Source organism: Hymenobacter agri, from assembly GCF_054778495.1.
Map to the genome: position 1 here is coordinate 1 of NZ_BAAGZM010000702.1, position 2,002 is coordinate 2,002.

General features: G+C 65.4%; 2 protein-coding genes and 1 riboswitch. Both genes read left to right on the forward strand.

Features of this window, described 5'->3' with window-relative positions:
- A partial coding sequence (locus tag ACYVDE_RS21215) for a hypothetical protein (protein WP_460503531.1) occupies positions 1-1,369 on the forward strand: 1,369 nt, incomplete at its 5' end.
- A 109-nt stretch (positions 1,370-1,478) separates the two neighbouring features.
- Positions 1,479-1,552, forward strand: a riboswitch (Fluoride riboswitch).
- Between the two features lie 73 nt (positions 1,553-1,625).
- The coding region (locus ACYVDE_RS21220; RefSeq protein ID WP_460503532.1) for a chloride channel protein at positions 1,626-2,002 on the forward strand (377 nt) is incomplete at its 3' end.

Here is a 2,002-nt window from a genome sequence, read left to right on the forward strand (position 1 = left end):
GCCCCCGGCCAGCGCCGGCCCGCCCGACCACAGCATGCACGACATGGCCGGCATGAGCGGCATGGCCGCCGACAGCAGCGGCGGCATGATGATGGACCTGCGCAACTCGTTCTCCAAAAACCTCCCCATGTCGCGCCAGGGCTCGGGCACCAGCTGGCACCCCGATTCCTCGCCCATGTACATGCAGATGGGCCAGGCCAAGGGCTGGGATATGATGCTGATGTACTCGGTATTTCTGCGCTACACCAGCCAAAATTTCAACCACGCCGAGCTGCGCGGCCATGCGAATTTGCGGGCCAACTCCTATATTATGGGCATGGCCAACCACCTGGTGGGCCAGCGCGGGCTGTTCAGCATTCAGGCCATGCTCTCGGCCGACCCGCTCACGGTGGGCGGCGCGGGCTACCCGCTGCTGTTCCAGACCGGCGAGTCGTGGAAGGGCGAGAAGCTGCACGACCACCAGCACCCGCACGACCTGCTGAGCGCGCTGGCCGTGGGCTACACCTACGCCGCCAGCCAGAACGTCGACCTGACCGCCTACCTCAGCTACCCCGGCGAGCCGGCCATCGGGCCGCCCGTGTTTATGCACCGGCCCTCGGCGGCCAACCTGCCCTCGGCCCCGCTCGGCCACCACTGGCAGGATGCCACCCACATTCAATTCGGCGTGGCCACGCTGGGCGTGCGCTACCGCAACGCCAAGCTGGAGGGCTCACTTTTTACCGGCCGCGAGCCCAACGAAAACCGCTACAGCTTCGACCGGCCGCGCTTCGATTCGTACAGCGCCCGCCTCTCGGTAAACCCCAGCGCCAATCTGGCCCTGCAGGTATCGGCCGCCCACCTCAACAGCCCCGAGGAGCTGGAGCCCGACGACAACGTGGACCGCACCACGGCCTCAGCCATGCACAACGTGCAGCTGGGCAAGGCCAGCATCCTCTCCACCACCGCCGTGTGGGGCATGAACCGCCACAGCGGCCACGGCAGCTCGGTCGATTATTCCCATTCCTTCCTGCTCGAAAGCAACCTGCAGGCCCGCCAGTTCAACCTGTTCACCCGCCTCGAAACCCTGCAACTGAACTACGACGAGCTGCTTCTGCCGGCATTCAATGACGACGCGGCCCACGCCAACCGTCAGGTTTCCGCCTTCACGCTTGGCGCCTCGAAGTACATTGCCAAAACCAAAGCCGGCTGGCTCGACCTCGGCCTCACCGGCACGCTCAACACTTACAATTCGACCGCCGCCGACAACAGCACGCTGCTAACCGCTTACGGCAAGAACCCGCTTTCTTTCGAAGTGTACCTGCGCTTCATCGCTCCGCGCATGAGCCACATGGGCCACGGCGGCATGAAGCACGGCGGCATGAAAATGTAGTACCCGCTGTTTCACCAGCTCTGAAAAAGCAGCACCCGGCCCGGGCGCTGCTTTTTCGTTTTTTGGCACTCCTTACACAGTGCGTCCGGCCCCGCCTATCTTTGCCCCGACAGCCTACGGTGATGGATTGCCACCGCGAACCGCCGGAGCCCCGCGCCCCGCGCTGATGATTCCTACGAACCGACGCGGCCCCGACGCCCGCGCCGCTTAGCTCATCATATCTTTCGCGCCCGTGCTTTCCTCCTTCTTTCCTCGCTTGCTGGCTTCCTCCTCCACTTCGGTGCTGCTGTATTTGCTGCGCTGGCTGCTGCTATGCAGCTTCGTGGGCGCGCTGGCCGGCACGGCCTCGGCCGGCTTTCTGGTGTCGCTCGACTGGGTAACGCGCTGGCGCGAAGCCCACCCCTGGACCCTAGGGCTGCTGCCCGTAGCGGGTTTGTTCATTGGCTGGGCCTACCACCGCTTCGGCACCCGGGCCGTGCGCGGCAACAACCTCATTCTCGACGAGATTCATCGCCCCAGCCAACGGCTGCCGCTGCGCATGGTGCCGCTGGTGCTGGGCGGCACGCTACTCACGCACTTGGTGGGCGGCTCGGCCGGCCGCGAAGGCACTGCCGTGCAGATGGGCGCCGCCTT